At 34.4% G+C, this 18,461-nt stretch carries 15 protein-coding genes and 1 pseudogene; 10 read left to right on the top strand and 6 right to left on the bottom strand.

Annotation, left to right across the window (positions count from 1 at the left end; all coding sequences use genetic code 11):
* The first annotated feature begins 3 nt into the window (after positions 1-3).
* The 10 genes and pseudogenes from AAEU33_RS19860 (at position 4) to AAEU33_RS19815 (ending at position 12,335) form a co-directional block, all read left to right on the top strand.
* Positions 4-2,820 carry a hypothetical protein gene (locus AAEU33_RS19860; protein WP_345989866.1) on the top strand — a complete coding sequence of 939 codons (2,817 nt, stop codon included), beginning with the start codon at positions 4-6 and terminating at the stop codon, positions 2,818-2,820.
* Positions 2,821-2,897: 77 nt separating this feature from the next.
* Positions 2,898-6,557, top strand: a complete 3,660-nt coding sequence (locus AAEU33_RS19855) for a DUF6443 domain-containing protein (protein WP_345989864.1) — start codon at positions 2,898-2,900, stop codon at positions 6,555-6,557.
* The gene (locus AAEU33_RS19850; RefSeq protein ID WP_345989863.1) at positions 6,545-7,117 is read left to right on the top strand and encodes a hypothetical protein; all 573 of its coding nucleotides are present in this window, start codon (positions 6,545-6,547) and stop codon (positions 7,115-7,117) included. The genes AAEU33_RS19855 and AAEU33_RS19850 overlap by 13 nt, the downstream gene beginning before the upstream one ends.
* A 296-nt stretch (positions 7,118-7,413) precedes the next feature.
* A complete protein-coding gene (locus tag AAEU33_RS19845) occupies positions 7,414-7,743 on the top strand; it encodes a hypothetical protein (RefSeq protein WP_345989861.1) in 330 nt (109 codons plus the stop codon).
* Positions 7,744-8,215: 472 nt separating this feature from the next.
* The gene (locus AAEU33_RS19840) at positions 8,216-8,656 is read left to right on the top strand and encodes a hypothetical protein (protein ID WP_345989859.1); all 441 of its coding nucleotides are present in this window, start codon (positions 8,216-8,218) and stop codon (positions 8,654-8,656) included.
* Positions 8,657-8,819: 163 nt separating this feature from the next.
* Positions 8,820-9,101, top strand: a pseudogene (locus AAEU33_RS19835) (hypothetical protein).
* Between the two features lie 172 nt (positions 9,102-9,273).
* Positions 9,274-9,711, top strand: coding sequence for a hypothetical protein (locus tag AAEU33_RS19830; RefSeq protein ID WP_345989857.1), 438 nt, complete (start codon positions 9,274-9,276; stop codon positions 9,709-9,711).
* A 667-nt stretch (positions 9,712-10,378) separates the two neighbouring features.
* Positions 10,379-11,041, top strand: coding sequence for a hypothetical protein (locus tag AAEU33_RS19825; RefSeq protein WP_345989856.1), 663 nt, complete (start codon positions 10,379-10,381; stop codon positions 11,039-11,041).
* Positions 11,042-11,428: 387 nt separating this feature from the next.
* Complete coding sequence (locus AAEU33_RS19820; RefSeq protein WP_345989854.1) at positions 11,429-11,761, top strand: hypothetical protein; 333 nt, start codon at positions 11,429-11,431, stop codon at positions 11,759-11,761.
* A gap of 127 nt (positions 11,762-11,888) precedes the next feature.
* Entirely contained in the window at positions 11,889-12,335 is a 447-nt protein-coding gene (locus tag AAEU33_RS19815) for a hypothetical protein (RefSeq protein WP_345989852.1), read from the top strand.
* A gap of 162 nt (positions 12,336-12,497) precedes the next feature.
* On the opposite strand, the gene AAEU33_RS19810 is transcribed toward AAEU33_RS19815, so the two are convergent.
* The 6 genes from AAEU33_RS19810 to AAEU33_RS19785 form a co-directional block, all read right to left on the bottom strand.
* Positions 12,498-14,777: a cation:proton antiporter gene (locus AAEU33_RS19810; RefSeq protein ID WP_345989850.1), complete on the bottom strand. Its 2,280-nt coding sequence runs from the start codon at positions 14,775-14,777 to the stop codon at positions 12,498-12,500.
* 98 nt (positions 14,778-14,875) lie between these two features.
* Positions 14,876-15,265, bottom strand: coding sequence for a hypothetical protein (locus AAEU33_RS19805; RefSeq protein ID WP_345989849.1), 390 nt, complete (start codon positions 15,263-15,265; stop codon positions 14,876-14,878).
* Positions 15,266-15,372: 107 nt separating this feature from the next.
* Positions 15,373-16,083 carry a response regulator transcription factor gene (locus tag AAEU33_RS19800; protein ID WP_273647309.1) on the bottom strand — a complete coding sequence of 237 codons (711 nt, stop codon included), beginning with the start codon at positions 16,081-16,083 and terminating at the stop codon, positions 15,373-15,375.
* Positions 16,061-16,831, bottom strand: a complete 771-nt coding sequence (locus AAEU33_RS19795; protein ID WP_172277022.1) for a histidine kinase — start codon at positions 16,829-16,831, stop codon at positions 16,061-16,063. Before AAEU33_RS19795 ends, AAEU33_RS19800 begins: the two co-directional genes overlap by 23 nt.
* 26 nt (positions 16,832-16,857) lie before the next feature.
* On the bottom strand, positions 16,858-17,229 hold the full coding sequence (locus AAEU33_RS19790; protein ID WP_345989847.1) for a hypothetical protein: 372 nt from the start codon (positions 17,227-17,229) through the stop codon (positions 16,858-16,860).
* Positions 17,229-18,422 (bottom strand): alanine dehydrogenase, encoded by a 1,194-nt coding sequence (locus AAEU33_RS19785; protein ID WP_273647311.1) that lies wholly within the window; start codon positions 18,420-18,422, stop codon positions 17,229-17,231. The genes AAEU33_RS19790 and AAEU33_RS19785 overlap by 1 nt, the downstream gene beginning before the upstream one ends.
* Positions 18,423-18,461: the final 39 nt, after the last annotated feature.

Here is an 18,461-nt window from a genome sequence, read left to right as displayed (position 1 = left end):
AAGATGAAAAAAATAGAACGCAATATTTTTATATTAATAGCTCTTTTGGGCATTATTAGTATCTCAGCACAGGATAAAATAGGACTTCAAAAGTATGATTATGTAACCAACGGTGATGCTAATTTGTTTCAGGGCATACCCAATATTTCTTTTCCGTTATTTAATGTTACAGTACCAACAACGGGAGTTAATATCAATTTGTCCCTAAGTTATACTGCAGTTAGCGGTTCATCCTTTAACCTTATCAGTGATGTCGGAAAAGGATGGAATCTATCTCCAATAGGAAATATTGTGAGAAATAAAACGACAGTTGATACTGATTTTTATATTCCAACAGGAACTGCCAAAGAGGCCTGGTCTGATGTATATTATTATGATTATCCAGGTGGAAGTGGAAAGTTTTATATTGGAATGGATAAGACGAGTGGTGAATTAATAGGTGTTCATACTATGCCTTCCAATGATAAGATCATTGTTACCAAAGATAATGCAAAACCTAATAAAGTAAAATCATTTACCATCGTAGATACTAAAGGAAACCGTTACCTATTTGACAAAACGAATATTAATAAAATGTATATAGGTGATGGTTTCGATACAACTCCTATAGCTATAGCACAGAAAACCAAATTTATCAATAGCGGATTTTTTCTGTCAAAAATTTTCAATGTCAAAAATGAAGAGGTCGCTACGATTGAATACTTGACTGCTACAGAGAATATTACCCAACCATCCGGAACTCTCCAAACTCAAAAAATAAAGAAAATATTGATTAATGGAGTTGGTAGTATTGAATATGATTATGTTAACAATGGTACACCCACTAACCTTAATTCACCTGGTGACAAAGATTGGTATGTGTTGAAAAAAGTAATACTAAAGAACACTCAAAACCAAATTATTAATCAATACGGCTTTACCAATACAGGGTATTTAAAAGAGCTGATCAACATAGATAAAAATAATAATCCTGTACAGAAATTTAGTTTTGAATACAATAATGAGAACTATTCCGGACCAAATATGCTGATAGATAATTTTGGATATCCATCTTATTACGATCCTTGTAATATGGATGATGGAGAATTGCGCACTCCTTATTTCACCAACCGTAATACAGTTAACTATGGTTCTTTAAAACGTATCATTTTACCTACCGGAGGAATTACAGAATATGAATTCGAATCACATTCTTCTGCCGGGTCAAACAATTGCTCAGGAGCCAATTGCTACTATGATAATTATGATTTTGATAAAATATACACTTTAAATTTTGATACTCAGGTATCAAGCCTTTATACAATTACTTTACCAGTGGGATATCAAAGTGATCTATTTATAAAATACAATTATACTCTTCATCCTTCTGCTCCCGGACACCCTGGTATTATATACGACATAAAATATACGATCAATAATCAAACTCCAAATAAATTTGTAAATCCGGTAACTCAACAAGAATGTTTTGACGTAGATCGATTTAATTTTTTCAATTCAGACCCTCTTAATGTTAAATTTTCAGGTTTAAAAAAAGGATATGGAACCGTGGAAATATATGCCCCTAAGCAGCAGAGAAAAGATAAAAATATTTATGGAAATGGATTAAGAATTAAAAGCATTAAAAATTTCAATCCAGGTTCTACAATACCTATAAGTTATACACTCTATGATTATGCTACTTTTACCGATCCATTATTATCCAGTGGCTTTGGAGTAAATTATTCCGTAAATATGCAGTATTTAGAAGGCAGTCCGAGGGCAACGACGCCAGTAGGATATACGAATATTAAGGCCACAAATATGATTGATAAGAGTTATTCAAAATATTATTTTTATCCTTATACCACTTTTTTAGGTCTTCCATCTTCTTTTAGTAGTGACGATGATAAAAGTATGAGTGACTACCTTTTTACAATGGGACTCTTACAAAAAAAGGAAGACTATAGTCCTACCAATCAACTTTTGCAGAAATCTGAAATGCAATACACCTATAAAGATGTGCCACTTGCTAATATCAACTTTAATGGAAACCCTGTAAAAAAGATCAATATCTCTAAACAGTCTTCCACTACTGAAAATTATATTGCTGGAACTACCAAAAAATTGGTAAGCTCTTCTGAAAGCCAGTTTGAAGATATTTACAACAATATGACTTCTTCAAAGGAAACCTTATCAGATGGAACTATTGTGGAAAAAACGATTCTTTATCCTGCTGATAAAGGGATTCAGAAACTTCTGACGGCAAATATGGTAGATGTTCCATTGGAAACTTCTGTTAAAAAAAACGGCAAGCTCATAGGAAAAGCGGAAACAAAATTTGACAATGCTGCTCATCTTTATCCCACTTCTATGATTAGCTATAATATGGAAAATCAGACAGCGATGGGAGGTGGGACTTTAGATATTTATGATAATAAAGGAAACCTTGTACAAACTACAGCAAAAAACGGAATTCCTACCACGACCATCTGGGGATATTACCAAAGCCAACCTATTGCTGTGATCTCGGGTGCAACGTATTCACAGGTAGCTAATCTGGCCACTGTAAAGGCAGCTATTACAGCATCTAATAATGACCGTGACAATCCTGCAACCGAACCTGCTCTTTTAACGGCCTTAGAAAACCTGAGAAATGACACCGCCTTAAAAGATTTTAGTATAACAGCAACTACTTACGACCCATTAATTGGTGTTACCAATAGTATTTCGGCGAACGGAATCAGAATAACTAACGTATACGATAATGCGAATCGATTGATTAAAGTAACGAATGCTGAAGGTAAAACACTGCAGGAATATCAATATAACTACAAACAGTAGATGTATAATGTACATAATTAAAAATGTATTAATGTAAATGCATGAGTACATAATACATAAATACAAAATCAAAACTTATGAAAAGAATTTTAAATATTTTTACCATATTGTTTGTAGCGGGATCATCTTTTGCACAAACATACCCCAGCACTGCTGAGAATTTTATTTATACTAAAAATTGTCTTGATGCGGACTGTGTCAGGAAAACAGAAACCGTAGAATATTTTGATGGACTGGGGAGACCTGTTCAGACCATTGCGATAAAAGCCACTCCCCTTGGAAGGGATGTAGTGACTCCTATTGAATATAATCCACTTGGAAAACAGGTTAAAGATTATCTTCCTATACCTCAGCCGGGAACACAAGATGGGGCCATTTATGGAAATCCCCTTGATAATGCTTCGGCTGCGGGATATGGAAATGAAAAGATTTATTCCGAAAAGATCTACGATAATGTATATACCAATCGTGTGAAACAAGTAATTTCGGTTGGTACGGCCTGGGCACAGAAACCTATTGATATGGGCTACGATACCAATATTAATGGTGAAGTGAAAAAATATACCAGTACCACAAATTGGCTTGAAAACAGAACTGATTCCGGAATTGCCCTGTCTGGAACCTATGCTGCAAATCAGTTAATGAAAACAACCATTACTGATGAGGATCTAAACACGACCACGGAGTTTAAAAATGGTGAAGGAAAAACGGTCTTGGTAAGGAAAAACGATGGAACAAAAGACATAGATACTTACTATGTATATAATGAATTTGGCCAGTTGGTATATGTATTACCTCCATTGGCTGTTGCTACAACAGCACCCGATCAGACTAAATTGGATGCCCTTTGTTATCAATATCGTTACGACGGCGTAGGGAAGCTCGTAGAAAAAAAATTACCTGGAAAGGGCTGGGAATATATCATTTATGATCAGCAGGACCGGATAATTCTAACACAGGATGCTAACCTAAGGACAACTACCAATACTTTTGGAGCAAAAGGATGGATGTTTACGAAGTATGATAAGTATGGAAGAGTGGCATATACAGGATTTTATCCGAGTACAGAATTAAGATCAGCGTTGCAAAACTCGGTTAATGGGATTACAGTAAATCCTGCCAATAATGAAGAGAGAAGCTCATCTTCCTTTACAGCAAATGGAATAGATATTTATTATACCCAAAATGCTTTTCCGAAAATAAATCTCAAAATAATAAGTGTTAACTATTATGATACCTATGCTTCATATAGTTTCAACCCTGCTTTTCCATCTACTATATTGAACCAGACGGTGATAACGGATGTACAAAATACTTCTGTAAATACCAAAGGCCTTCCTGTTATGTCAATGGTGAAAAATATTGAAGACGATAAATGGACAAAGAATTATGTGTATTACGACAATAAAGGACGGGCTATCGGAGGATATTCTATTAATCACTTGGGAGGCTATACCAAAACAGAAACAGAATTTGACTTTGCAGGCATAACAAAGCAGTCAAAGGTATATCATAAAAGGTTGGTAGTAGACACTGAAAAAATTATTACCCAAACTTATGAATATGACAACCAGAACAGGCTGAAAAAACAATGGCATCAGGTCAATGGCCAGCCTCAGGAACTTCTTGCTGAGAACTTTTACAATGAATTATCACAACTGTCTCAGAAAAAAGTAGGGAACAATTTGCAAAGTATCGATTACACTTATAATGTAAGAGGTTCTGTAATTAAAATGAACGATCCCGGTAATCTGGGAACCAAACTATTTGGATATGAGCTAAAATATCAGAATCCTGCCAATACTTCATTGTCCACAGGTAAATATAACGGCAATATTGCTGAAGTAACCTGGAAAACTGCGGCTGATCAGGTTTTAAGAAGGTATAATTATCAATATGATCCTTTGAACAGATTAAAGAAGGGAACCTATTCGGAACCTAATGCTTCTGTTCCAGAGAACAATTTATACAATGAGTCGGTTGTATATGATATGAATAGCAATATTACTTCATTGCAGAGGAATGGAAAAAACTCAGTGGGAGCGGCTGGATTAATAGATAATTTAACTTATACATACAGCGGAAATAAGCTCAACACTGTTAAGGATTCATCCGGAAATTATGCCGGATATCCGGATAGCTCAGGAACAATGATCACGTATGATGATAATGGAAATATGAAGAACCATGTGGACAAAGGAGTTTTACAGATTGATTATAATTTTCTGAACCTACCGGATTATGTGATGTTTGATAAAACCTATAATCCAAGGCTTTCCGGAACCCAGGATGCTGAATACAATGTTAATACCAGATATTTATACAGGGCAGACGGTGTTAAGCTTAAGAAGACTTACCTGTATGGTTCGGGAGAAGAGAATTTAGAAACCTTTACTATAACAGAATATGTAGATGGATTCCAATATGAAAACACAGCGAGCATTATTAAGCCAACGGCACCTCTTACTTTAAAATTTGTTCCAACCTCCGAAGGATACTATAATTTTGAAAATAATAAGTATATTTACAGCTATAGTGACCATTTAGGAAATGTGCGTATAAGTTATACAAAAAATGGAGCAGGAACCCAGATTGTTGAAGAAAATAACTATTACCCTTTTGGACTAAAGCATGAAGGCTATAACAGCTTAGGAGGTAATCCAGCCTACAGTTATGGATACAACGGCAAAGAATTACAAAAAGAAACAGGATGGAGTGATTATGGTGCCAGAATGTACATGTCCGATATTGGAAGATGGGGTGTAATTGATCCATTAGCAGAGCAATACAGAAGGCTTACCCCTTATAATTATGCCGCTAATAACCCTATTATGTTTATCGATCCTGATGGGAGGAAAATAAAAGCTCCGGACAGCAGTGGCGAAGGAATGTCGCTTTACCATGGAGCCACTCCGGGTATGGTGGAATATGTGGGACCTGGAAGCCGTTCCGGTATTTTAAAATTTCTGGGGTTAGAAGATGAAATGGGTAAGTTTTATATTAGAACTGATGGCGGCGGTGGCGGTGGATCTTTTGGGCAAACACAGGCTTATAAGGACATTATGTCGGGACTTACCTCTAGTATAACAAACCAAAATGGTTATTTATATTATTGGACAAATGGAGCAGCTGGTCAGAATAGTATTATTAATGGAGAGATGGAAGTTGTAGCAACAGAATTGGTTGGACATAAAGTAAGGCTTGGAGGTTTTGATTTAGGTGACTATATTGGTACTGCAGGTAATATTAATGATTTTTTTGATAGTACCGCGGGTTCGTTAGCATCGAATGCAGGAATGACCCGAATAGGAACAAATGGACGCCTTTACTTCCCTACTGTAGGTGGACGTGTGTTTTATGGTAATCAATATACAAGAACAATGTCTTTAGTAAATTATGGCTCTAAAATAGGAAAAGTAACAGGTACCATAGGATACACTCTAAATGGTTTAAAAATAGCTTACAGTGTGTCTCAAGACAATTGGACTTATGGAAAAAATGCACAAGTAGCAAGTGTTGGTGTAGCTGGAGGAATGGCCGGAGCTTGGATTGGAGCAAAAGCTGGGGCACTTGTGTTAGGTGAATTAGGAGGAACTATAGGCCTTGCTTTTGAAGGTGTTGGAGCATTACCAGGAGGAATTATCGGGGGATTTGTTGGAGGAGTTGTAGGCGGATTTTTAGGAGGTTATTATGGTGGAGATTACGCAGAAAAAAAGGCGAAGCAATGGTTAAAATAAGAGTTATAGAAAGAATTTGGAATTATATACATTATTTCATTTATGTATTCGAGGTTAATGCTTCAAAAGTAATAGCATATCCTATTGCATTATTATTTGACTTATTTTATAAAATCCCATTTATAGAAAGTTGGTTGAAGAAAAAAAATAGTTCAGCACAAGAAATCAGATCAGCTCGCAATAATGCTATAAATAATCGCATCTATGGTCAAAACATTACTATTGCAGGAATTCAAATGGGAGGTTTATTAGTTCTTATAGAATACGGATTATTTAATATTTTTCAGGCAACATTGGGTAAACCTTTGATACAGTATGTTTGGTTAGGAGGCAATTATTATAAATGGTTATTTGTTGCAACTATGCTAATTATTCCTTATATAATCAACAATCAGCTTTTATGGAAAAATGATAAATATTTAAAATATTTTGAAGAATTTGATAAAGAACCAAAACAATTAAAACGTAAATGGATTTGGATAAGTTTTGGAATTATAGTGGGGATTTTTGGATTCTTTGTATTAAGCTTTCTAATACTTACAAACGTATTAAAAAAATAGTATAGTAGTTTGTCTCCCTGCTGGCGCAAGCGTCACTGAATAAAGATTAATAATCTATATATAAATCCGAGAAGGTACACTTTCTCGGATTTTTGTTTATAGTATTTAATATTAAATGAGTCTGAAAGTAGCCTTTAACTGTACAAATGGAAATATAATGGTATAAGAAATTACTATAATAATGATCAGGCAATTTTGGAAATAGATTTAAATTTGTAATTAGTGAAGGGGCAACGAGGGTGACGCTCGCGCCAGCGTGGAACATGGACACCATATATAAGATAAAATTAATAAATATGAGTGATAAAATAATAGATGATCTATATAGTATTAGAGACCATTTAGATCAAGTTCAATCTTATATTAATAAGATTAAAAATAATTTAATTATGGATTCTTTTGTTCAGACAAGACAACATTTGTATGATATTTATAATGATAGATTAGATTTAAGTAATTATACGAAAAACTACTTTGATGGACATAAAGAAGTAGTTACACGAATGAAAAATTCAGACTTACAAAATGTAAGATTATCTGTCATTGATGGTGATAAGAGAAGTTGCTCCATCTTCAGTAGTGAAGATTTTAGCACAATTCTGGGTGTTATTTTTTATGATAATTAATAAAAGATATCATTAAGATTAGCAACTTATAAAAAGATCTGCGAATAAATTTTCAAGGATCTTTTTAATTTGGAGAGAATTATTTTACAATAATTGTAATGCTAATTTAGCTTGAATCTTAAGCCCCTGCTGGCGCGAGCGTCACGCTCGTGTCTGAATAAATTAGATTAACAACTCATAATAAATCCGAGAAAATACCTATTTCTCGGATTTTTATTAAGGTTGTTTTTAGAATTACACTATTTATGGTCTTTAAAGGTTTTTGAGTAAAATTAAATTACATCCATCAGAATCCTAGTGAAAGTGGTTTTATAACAGGACCTTAAGGAAATATAGTAATGCAAAAAATTACTATAACGATGATCAGGAAATTTTGGAAATAGATTTAAATTTGTAATTAGTGAATGGGCGAAGGTTGGGGGTCTAAAACAACTCAATCATTTAACTGGACAGAAATAATATTATATCTAAAATGAAAACAAACTTAAAATATATATTAATCGCATTTTTATCAATTATCTTAAGTTGTATAGGTTCTAAACCGGAAAAAGCGGACTTTACAGGTATTTGGAAGTCTTCTGATGAAGCATATATCATATTGCATAAAAATGGAACTTGTACTTTAAAAGGGATTGATTATCATAAAATCAGTAGCTTTCCAAAAAATGAAAATAAAAAATTAAATGCAGAAGGAACTTGGCAGTTTACAGAAGATGCTGAAAGTGGTATTATTGATAATATAAACAGTGGAGTTTATATAAAATATGAATTGCACGATGGAGGAGAAGGAGAAATCGTATTTTATATTTCAGGACAAGGAATTAATGGGAATAATCCGCCTTGGAATATTTTCATATGGGATGGTGATCCAGATGATATGCAGAAATATGAGTTTACAAAAGTGAATGAATAATATCATCACCTGATCTCGCGGCTTTGTAATCCGTGAGCAATAATAAATAACCCTGCTTGCGCGAGCGTCACGCTCGTGCCCGAATAAGATTAACAATCTATATATAAATCCGAGAAGGTACACTTTCTCGGATTTTTATTAGAAGAAAGACGGGGCATATTTTATAAGTTTTGCTACAGTATTTTGGATAGATAGTTTTACAAGAATGGAATACTTTAGCAGGCAAAAGAAATTCAAATATTGAAAGATTTTTCAATTTTGTCAACAACATAACAAACCTATTGAGATATGGTCTTTAAAGGTCTTTGGGCAAAAATTAAATTACATCCATCAGAATCCTATTGAAAGTGGTTTTGTAACAGAACCTTATGAATGAAAATATAGCAGTGCAAGAAATTACTATAATGATGATCATGAAATTTTGGAAATAGATTTAAATTTGTAATTAGTGCATGGGGGTAGCGGGGATTTGAGCAGGAGCAAGAAAAATATCTATTTATGATTCATCAGTAATTAATCAAGGATTTTAAATCCAAATATAGCACAACGATTCGGTTATTCATTCGAGAAGGTTGGAAATGGAATTATTTTGCAAAAAACTTTAAAATAATATTTAAATGATAAAAGATAAATCATCAATATACCTTTCAATTTTCAAAAGAAAAGGTGGGGAAGGGATTAAAACTAAAATTATTAATAGAGATAATGAGAATCAATTCAAGGCATTGTTTTCAAATTTATCTGATCAAGAAAAACCATTAATTACTTTTTTTGAAAATATTTCAAATTGGATTTTATTGACTAATAATAGAATTATTATCAATAAGCAAGATAGTTTTTCATTTGTAAAAATAGATGAAATTATAGAAGTTGTTCCAGCCTTAAAAGAAGAATTGAAAAATGGCATTTATCAAAAAAATAATTTTACAAAATTAAAATTGGGATTAAAAAATAATGATAATGTTATACTTGATTTAGAGCAAGGATTGCCATACAAAGGTTTATACCAGGTTTTACATTTTATTAAAAGCGATAATATTAGTTCCCTCTCATAAACTGGCGTTACCCGATCCCCTGCTGGCGCTAGCGTCACGCTCGTGCCCGAATAAAGATTAACAATCTATATATAAATCCGAGAAGGTACACTTTCTCGGATTTTTATTAGGAGAAAGACGGGGCATATTTTATAAGTTTTGCTACAGTATTTTGGATAGATAGTTTTACGAGAATGGAATACTTTAGCAGGTAAAAGAAATTCAAATATTGAAAAGATTTCAATTTTGGCAACAACATAACAAACCTATTGAAATATGGTCTTTAAAGGTCTTTGAGCAAAATTAAATTACATCCATCAGAATCCTATTGAAAGTGTTTTTTGTAACAGAACGTTATGAATGGAAATATGGTAGTGTAAGAAACTACTATAATGATGATCATAAAATTTTGGAAATAGATTTAAATTTGTAATTAGTGAGTGGGCAACGAGCGTGACGCTCGCGCCACCGTGGAGGAATTAAAAATAAGAAGTGGAAATATTGTTAATATTAATAATTTATCAGGTCATTATGATTTGTAACCACACGAATAGATTTGTGTGGCAGGGGAAAAGGAAAATTTCAAGATTTTACTAATTTTAATCAAACCTCTAAAAAAAATTATATCGACGGATGGGTAATGTATATAGATGGTAATGTTTCTCGAAAGAAATAATTATGACATAATATGGAGCTAAAACAATTAAATAAAGTATTGATATTATTAGCTATTGTTATTAATCTAAATGCATTTTCTCAAATGAAAATGGCAGATATAGAAAATAAACAATTTTCAATTAATTTAAAAACTCAAAAACAGAATCTAATAAAAATATTTGATGATAACAATTATAGTATTTATTATTTGTTAGATAGAAGAAATTTTGATTTAAAATTACATTCAGATATTAAAGACAAAGCAAATATTATTTTCTTTTCTAAAAAATATAATAAAGGTATAATTACTGTATTTCCACAAAGTGTAAATCATAAACAGAAAGATATTTACAATATTACCTTATATACAGGTTCGGCAGATAATTATATGTTTGTACCCTCAATGATTATAGTCGATAAGGACTTTAATTATGAATACCTAACGAAATATAGTTACCTTCATCTGCCATATGATATAAATACATATAAGTCTAGTATTTCAATACAGGATAATAAAAATCGTTGTAATATTATACACATTGATCTAAAAGGAAATGCTGTTTACGAAAATATAGATGATATTTTAAGTAATATTTCGAAGATTCCTAAGGAGGATAGTTCTGGAAAAGAATGCAATTCTATAATTTATGAAATTGATCTAAAAGACTTTTTTCCTAAAAAGATTATCAAATAAACTTTTAGCTAGAAATATCATTCTCTGCTTGCGCGAGCGTCACGCTCTTGTCGAATAAATTAGATTAACAACTCATAATAAATCCTATAAAGTATTAATTTCTCGGATTTTTATTAAGGTTGTTTGTTACAATTACACGAATTTAATTCTATAGAAATATGGTCTTTAAAGATCTTTGAACAAAAGTTAAATTAAAAAGTAAATAATAAGATGTTACTAGCCGTGTGTTTAACATTTCCTTGTTGATGATGGGTTCTTTCATGTTGTAGGGAAATTAATAATATATTAAACAGTTCGGGACGTATATATTCCGGATCTTTCATTATATTCCCATTGAAATTTCGTTATTTTTCAATAAAAACGTCACATACAACAAAGAATATCTTTATGGAATTTAGTATGATCAGTGATCAACTGAACATTTTATTTGAAAGGTTAGACTTTAAAACAGTTTCAACTTTAGATAACAAGGATTTTAGAACATTAACGCATAATTTCTTCATAGGGATAAACAAGCTTAGAGATGAAGGCCTGACCTTAAATGAAGATTTTAGAAAATTTGTCAATAATAAACATATTGAATATGATCATAATGATTATGGAAGTAATCCAATTTATGAGGAAAGGATGCAGGACATACTTTCCGAATTAACGGAATTCTGTTCACCTCCAACATTTTGGGATACTCCGTTTGAAGAATATCAAGCTCATAAATGGTGATAAAAATCAGATAAAATAAGGGTATCGGATTTTTTTTATCTTTTGGACTAGATTTGTAATGTATAAATATGCAACAACAAGATGTTCGTGCTATTGAGAATTGTAATAAGCTCTGAGTAATAATGTTATGAATTATTCTGTTAAGATTCATTCTGATGCTTCAGAATTTTTTGAAAATGATAAATTGATTTTAAAAGTAATATTTGGACACTTTTATTTAAATAAAAAAAGAATTTTAGGAATCAATAATGAAGAATTATTAGTTTTCAAAATATTTAATATTTTCTTTAAAAGAAAAATAAGGATATTACATCAAAATTTAAACAAAACACTTCTAGTAAAAAATAATACGCTCATTATGGATAATAATACACTTTCCATAAAGGAAAAATTTAGTATACTAAAATATGAAGCTGTATGTTTATTAAATAATGAAGAGATTGGGGTAATAAAAGATGCATCTACTTTTTTAAATAACAAGTATGATGTATTTTTTAATAGAAAAGATGAATACAATTATTATTTTTTAATACTATTCGGTATGCTTTCAGTAGGATTTGCAGATCCTGCATAAAGTCATTTTTTATGTGTTCAGTTACATTTTCCTTGGTATGACTTTGCGCTAAAATAATAACCTCAAACTATCTAAATTTTTAATTTCGAATAAACAAAAAAGACCGGCTCTACAGCCGGTCTTTTTCATAGGTACGAACCACACAAGTGCTAACCGCACCTGTTATGGATTGGATATAATAAGAGTAGAAGGGATATCGGATAGCCAGATACTTTTGGTATCGATTAATCCTTTCCAGCTTTTACTGCTGATGAGCATAAGATCCTGGGAGCTTAAAAACTCCTTTTCGATCTTTTTCTCGTTATATAGGGTGATGTGATTAGGGGCAACCTGTTCAATGCTTCTGATGAGTTCTTTCACCTCGATATTATTCCGGATCTGTCCTGCGACATCCAGAATGATGATCTGCGAATTATTATTGTTGATCAGCCTCTTGGCGTATTCCAGTAAGTAGAAATCGCTGAGGTTGAAGATCGGGACAAATACTTTATCAGCACTTTTGAAATCTTTTTCTACCAGAACTCCTACCGGGATATTGGTTTTATCAAGGATTTGTAAAGTAAAATCATCAAAAGGGGAGTTGTTGAAAATATATCCTTTTCCTTTTACGGTATTCAGGAGCTTTTCCGGGTTGATGATCTTCGTGGTGAAACCCAGCAGCCTGCCTAATAAACTTCCTTCATACATCGATTTTCCAAGCATGATCAAAAGGAGGTCGTAATTTCCTTTGTTTGAAATGCTGGTGAGATCGTTTTCAATATCCGTAGATGCTTTGAAAAGGGTAGTGACTTCAAGTTTCAGGTCGTGGGAGGTTTCGATTACATTTTTAAACTGGTCGTTTTCGTACTCATTGATGTCATAGGCATGCATTTCCTCGACAGGAGCAATATTCATGGCAGTAATGCTTTTATTGCCATTCATTTTATTGGTAAAATCATGGGCGAGTTTTAATAAGGTACTTCCCGATTCAGGATTGTCAAAGGAAAGCAAAACTCGGTATTTCGAATCATGATGCCCATTTGAGATATTTTCATCCTTTTTAGATTTAAAAAGATAATTGAAAAAATCCAGTGCCGGTCCGGTCATAAAGGTGGTGAACAAAGCCATGATCACCAGCATGGCGAAAATTTCGGGGCCCAGAACACCGAGGTCATATCCGATATTCAGAACGATAAGTTCCATTAATCCCCGGGTATTCATCAAAGCACCGATTGTTAAGCTGTCTTTCCAGTTGATCCCGAGGAATCGTGCAGCTAAAGCACTTCCTGCAAATTTTCCGGCTACAGCAATCAGAATTATAAATCCGGCTGTCATCCAAAGGTGTCCGTCATTGAGCAGTCCGATCTGTGTCCGAAGTCCTGTAAATACAAAGAATAAAGGAAGTAAAAGAACCAGGGCCACATCTTCGATCTTATCGATGAACATCGTACGGAATTTAGCGTTCTCAGGCATAATAGCTCCAGCCATAAAAGCTCCGAACAAGGCATGGATTCCGATCACTTCCGTTACATATGCAGAAAGAATAAGCGTTAAAAAAAAGATGGCGACCATCGGTTTGTTGATGGTGTTTTTACCTGCCTGCAGATCACCGATCCTTTTGAGGAACGGTCTTACGATCTTGATCATAAAAAAGACATAACCTATGGCCATTAAGATCACGTAAATCGAACTGGCAAAAGATCCGGCTTTTACAATAGCGATCACGGCTGCAAGGATACACCATGCGGTAATATCATCTGCTGCGGCACAGGTGATAACGATGGTTCCCAGTTTGGTTTTCTGAAGATTTCTCTCCTGGACGATCCTTGCCAGTACCGGAAAGGCGGTAATGCTCATTGAAATAGCAATAAATAAGGCAAAAGAAGTAAACTGGATACCATCCGGTGCAAATTCCTGATAGATGAAATAGGAGAGTCCGATACCCAGTGCAAAAGGAATAATGATACTGGCGTGGCTGATCACTACGGCATCATGCGCCTTTTTTCTTAAGACGCTAAGGTCAAGTTCCATACCAACAATATACATGAACAGGATCAGCCCGATCTGGCTTAAAAACTGTAAATTCCCAAGGGACTCTTTTGGAAAAAGAAAGGATGAAAACTCCGGAAAGTACATTCCCAGTAATGAAGGTCCCAGAACAATACCGGCAATCATTTCTCCGATCACCGTCGGCTGTTTTATTTTCATACAGATCCATCCGAATAACCGGGCGACCAGGATGATGGTAACGATTTGTGCCAACAGTAAAGCCAATGGATGATGAAGGTTGGCTTTAAATGATTCTATAAAGTTATCCCAGGTAGATCCTGAACTTGTTTTTACAACAAGATTTTCTTTTACCTCCAATGTTTGTCCTTCAATAATAAAGAAGTACATCAGGCAAGAGAAAACAGCGATCGTAACTGCATAAAAAACAATATTTCTGTATTTCCCCAAATTCATAATCCGTTATTTTAGTGTAAATTTCTAAAGAATATATGGATGACAGATATTATTTTTTGTAAAATGTAATAAATGCCATAAATAATGTAATGAAAAATCTATTTTAAAGAATATCCAAGCCCAATTCCTACTTTCCAGCTGCCATTTTGTGTAGAAGTCTTGGTATTATAATACAGCGGAACCTGAAGGGCTATCTTTTTGTAAACAAAAGTAAGGCCTGCCCCCAGGTTAGGAGTAACTGTATTGTTTTTCGTCCCTTCTGATCGGTCTTCTTTGATCCGTAGGGAAGGAAGCATTCCTACAATAAATTTTGTATGGCGCCAGGTCATGTTGATATTCGGTCCCGTAAAATTGATGAAAGCCCCATGATCCACATATCCGGCTGCTGCCACTCCGTCAAAAAATGCGGCTTTCACTTGAGAAGTAGATTCCTGAGAAAAACAACATCCGGATATGAGAATTCCACATGCATAAAAAAATCTTTTCATGATCAATCATTTAATCAGAGGCAAAAGTACGCGGACTGATCATTGTAAAAAGGAGCCTGTAATGAAAGACCTGAATTCTGCAGCGAAAACCGGATCATTTGAAGGATCTATTTTCCGAACATTTCCATCAGAGCACTTTTATAGGTATCTCCGATCTGAAGTTTCAGGAAATTGTCATCTTCCGCAGGAATTGTGGTAATGATCTCGTTGGTTGAAAATACTTTGATGGAAGACAACGCGATGATCTCTTTTTTATTGACCTGGGCGAAATCTTTAGCAGGAAGCATGTCAAGAAGATTCTTAAAATTGAGGTTTTTAAGGACGATATTGGTTCCGTCGTTGAGAATAATATCTTTATCGCGGCTGTCGATCTCCGAGGTTTTAATATAAGCAATCTGCTCTGTGAAGATAATGGTTTTCCCGATATTCGTATTCCATTCGATAAAGTCTTTCTTCTGTGGGCTGTTGACCAGTTCCTTCGCCTTTTCAAAAGCCTGAATGAGTCTTTCTTTTTTAATAGGTTTACGCACATAATCCACCACATTAAGATCGAACGCTTCGGCGGCATATTCTTTATAGGCTGTCGTGAAAATGATCTTTTTAGAATCTGAAATCAATTCTGCTACCTGAAGTCCCGTCATTCCCGGCATTTCAATGTCCAGGATGCATACGTTGCAGTCGATGGAATGGATTTCGCTGAGGAAAATTTTAGGATCGTTAAAAGCCTTTACAACCTCTACATGATCGATCTGTTCACATAGAAGCTTTAAATAGCTTATCGCCAGCAATTCATCATCAAGAATAACGCACTTTATCATAGAACTCTCCTAAATTAATTTGTAATTCTGCTGTGAAGATCCCGTTTTTGGAACTTTTTTGAAGCTGATAATGCGTGTTATAGATCATCTTCAGCCTTTGATCCAGGGACTGGCTTCCGAATCCGCTTTTTTCTTTTTCCAGAACGTTTTTCAGAGAAGCCTTGTTGATCACTTTCATGGTGTAGATCCCGTTTTCCAGCTCCAGATATATGGATATAAAAGAATCCTGGGCTAAAAAATCCGTATGTTTAAAAGCATTTTCTATCAGGTCTACAGAAATCAGCGGGGCAAATACTTTCTCTTCAAAGATACGGTCGGATTTATCGATTTTGGATTTGATCCTGAAATCAAAAAGGGGGTTGATCTTGATCTTATTGATTTCAATAAGGCTTAAGGCAAAAGTGAGCTCTTCCTTCGGGCTTACGAATTTATTATTGCTTTCGTATAAGATATAATCCAGCACGTTCGCCAGCTTATCAAGGGACATATAGGTCTGGTAAGCGTGAGACTGAACGGAATTGAGGATATTTTTAAACAGATGCGGATTCAGCTTGGTACCAATGTGTTCCAGCTGAACTTCATTCAATCGTTGCTCAATCAGCTTATTCGTTTCCGACAGCTTAGTATTTCGTTGTTTGAATTTTTTATTCTGGCCAAACAGGTAGATGCTTACCGTAAGAAAAAAGAAAATAGCAAAGACTCCAATGAATATCAGATAATCATGAATCATGTAATAATTGCCATCCATGGTTGTTTTCTTTAAATAATACCTGCTTATTTCAGTTTTTTAAGGCTGTTCAGCGTTACCGTTTCTTCACATTTTTCATATCCGATCTCGTAGGCCGGATGGGTTTCCGGATAGATCAGTATATATTCCGGACATGGTTTTTTCTGAGCATGGCTGCGGTCGAAATCTACTTTTCCTTTGGTGATAATACTGTCTTTCAGAAATTTTTCATCAATCTTTAAGGTTTTCATTTCATTACTGAATGTCTCTGAATACTTAAAATCCTTGGAAAGCGTTTCAGCAATAACACGGCTGTTGGGCAAATATCCCGAGCAGCTTGCCCCTTTTTTGTTTAATATAAAAAATACGATAATAAGCCCCGGAATAAGGCCGATTAAATAAAACTTAAGTTTTTTCATTAGAAAATTAAAAGATTGATATCATGATAAGTAAGCCCGAAACGGTCGCAGATGATCTTTTTCGTATGTCTTCCTTTATACATATAAAGACTTTGCTTCATTTCATTTTTGCGGATCAGCATATTTTCAAAGCCACCTTCCTCATCATAATTTAAAATGTAGGATAAAAAGAAATTAGAAATAGCCTTTGTTGTCGTTCTCGGCATTTTTGACGTAAGATTCGGAAGACCGCAATGGATCACTCCGTGTTTGATAATATAAGGCTCATCCATGGTAGTAAGTTCCGAAGTTTCGATCACTTTGCCATTGTCGATGGTGATATCTATGATTACACTTCCTTTTTTCATTTTCATTACCATATCTTCCGTAACGATCGGCTGCATATTCAATCTCGGAAGGGCTCCGATCACAACATCTGCACGTCTTAAAGCTTTACCCAGCTCTTTAGGATCGATAATAGAAGTAGGAACACGGCTGTCTACGATGGTATGGAGTCGGCGTAGTTTCGATAGGGAATTATCAAAAACCCTTACACTGGCCCCTAAACCGATAGCTGCTTTAGTGGCAAATTCGCCCACGATTCCTGCTCCAAGGATCAGGACTTCCGAAGGTCTCACACCTGTAATTCCACCCAGCATAAGGCCATTGGATAAAGCCAGCAATTCCGATGCATACAAGATGGAAACGGTTCCGGCAATTTCACCTACCAGTCTTACCAGGGCAAGCTGCTTGTATTCGTCGATAATAAATTCGAAAGCGATTGCATTGATCTTTTTCTCAGCAAGCTTCAGGAAATATTCTTTCTCTCTTAAATTGATCTGAAGGGCAGAAACCAGATACGTATTAGGCTTCATATAATCAATTTCTTCCTCAGTAGGAGGGTTGATCTTTAAAATCAAATCCTGTCCGAAAGCTTCTTTGGGATCTGTAGTGATCTTCGCTCCTGATTCGGAGTACTGTAAATCTGTAAAAAAAGATCCTACTCCGGCTCCCGATTCGATAATGATTTCGTGGCCGTGATCTACCAATACCTGCACTGCATCAGGGGTGATACAGGTTCTTCTTTCGTGAAGACACGTTTCTTTGGGAACACCAATACTAAATTGTTTACCCTTCTTTATAACTTCCAGTTTTTCCTCTTTCGGCATCAATTCTTCTTCAGTAAAAGGAGTGAAAATATTTGTAGTACTCATTCTTTACATTAATTATGTCTTACAGATAAATGTTTTTAT

The organism is Chryseobacterium sp. Chry.R1 (assembly GCF_039645525.1).
GTDB classification, from domain to species: domain Bacteria; phylum Bacteroidota; class Bacteroidia; order Flavobacteriales; family Weeksellaceae; genus Chryseobacterium; species Chryseobacterium proteolyticum.
Note: the sequence above shows the minus strand (reverse complement) of the source record. Positions and strands in the feature narration are given on the sequence as shown.

Excerpts from the sequence above, each read along its gene's own strand:
- AAEU33_RS19860 (WP_345989866.1), top strand. The coding sequence starts at position 4 with ATGAAAAAAATAGAACGCAATATTTTTATATTAATAGCTCTTTTGGGC.
- AAEU33_RS19855 (WP_345989864.1), top strand. The coding sequence starts at position 2,898 with ATGAAAAGAATTTTAAATATTTTTACCATATTGTTTGTAGCGGGATCA.
- AAEU33_RS19850 (WP_345989863.1), top strand. The coding sequence starts at position 6,545 with ATGGTTAAAATAAGAGTTATAGAAAGAATTTGGAATTATATACATTAT.
- AAEU33_RS19845 (WP_345989861.1), top strand. The coding sequence starts at position 7,414 with ATGAGTGATAAAATAATAGATGATCTATATAGTATTAGAGACCATTTA.
- AAEU33_RS19840 (WP_345989859.1), top strand. The coding sequence starts at position 8,216 with ATGAAAACAAACTTAAAATATATATTAATCGCATTTTTATCAATTATC.
- AAEU33_RS19830 (WP_345989857.1), top strand. The coding sequence starts at position 9,274 with ATGATAAAAGATAAATCATCAATATACCTTTCAATTTTCAAAAGAAAA.
- AAEU33_RS19825 (WP_345989856.1), top strand. The coding sequence starts at position 10,379 with ATGGAGCTAAAACAATTAAATAAAGTATTGATATTATTAGCTATTGTT.
- AAEU33_RS19820 (WP_345989854.1), top strand. The coding sequence starts at position 11,429 with ATGGAATTTAGTATGATCAGTGATCAACTGAACATTTTATTTGAAAGG.
- AAEU33_RS19815 (WP_345989852.1), top strand. The coding sequence starts at position 11,889 with ATGAATTATTCTGTTAAGATTCATTCTGATGCTTCAGAATTTTTTGAA.
- AAEU33_RS19810 (WP_345989850.1), bottom strand. The coding sequence starts at position 14,777 with ATGAATTTGGGGAAATACAGAAATATTGTTTTTTATGCAGTTACGATC.
- AAEU33_RS19805 (WP_345989849.1), bottom strand. The coding sequence starts at position 15,265 with ATGAAAAGATTTTTTTATGCATGTGGAATTCTCATATCCGGATGTTGT.
- AAEU33_RS19800 (WP_273647309.1), bottom strand. The coding sequence starts at position 16,083 with ATGATAAAGTGCGTTATTCTTGATGATGAATTGCTGGCGATAAGCTAT.
- AAEU33_RS19795 (WP_172277022.1), bottom strand. The coding sequence starts at position 16,831 with ATGGATGGCAATTATTACATGATTCATGATTATCTGATATTCATTGGA.
- AAEU33_RS19790 (WP_345989847.1), bottom strand. The coding sequence starts at position 17,229 with ATGAAAAAACTTAAGTTTTATTTAATCGGCCTTATTCCGGGGCTTATT.
- AAEU33_RS19785 (WP_273647311.1), bottom strand. The coding sequence starts at position 18,422 with ATGAGTACTACAAATATTTTCACTCCTTTTACTGAAGAAGAATTGATG.